Below are 339 nucleotides of genomic sequence, written 5' to 3'. Positions count from 1 at the left end.
GGCCAGCACCGGTCAGTGACATTGGCTGAATACTTTTGTGCTCATTACGAAGCTAAATATGATGCGTATACGAGCCACCGCGATATTAACAAACGGAAGGCGAACAGTCGATGAAAAAGAAGGTCGTTGTCATAGGAGGAGGAACTGGGCTTTCCGTAATTTTGCGCGGGCTGAAGACATTTCCCGTCGATATTACTGCGATTGTGACTGTTGCAGATGATGGCGGTAGCTCAGGCATTCTTCGCAAAGAGCTTGATATCCCCCCGCCTGGGGATGTGCGAAATGTGCTTGTTGCCCTTGCTGAAGTGGAACCGCTTGTGGAAGAACTGTTTCAACACC

General features: G+C 49.6%; 1 protein-coding gene. It reads left to right on the top strand.

Features of this window, described 5'->3' with window-relative positions; all coding sequences use genetic code 11:
- Positions 1–110 precede the first annotated feature (110 nt).
- Positions 111–339: gluconeogenesis factor YvcK family protein (locus CHH91_RS18085; RefSeq protein ID WP_141234200.1), on the top strand; the 229-nt coding region annotated here is incomplete at its 3' end.

Source organism: Virgibacillus sp. 7505, assembly GCF_002272135.1.
Classification (GTDB): Bacteria; Bacillota; Bacilli; order Bacillales; family Amphibacillaceae; genus Terribacillus.
This window is presented reverse-complemented; position numbering and strand designations above follow the sequence as displayed.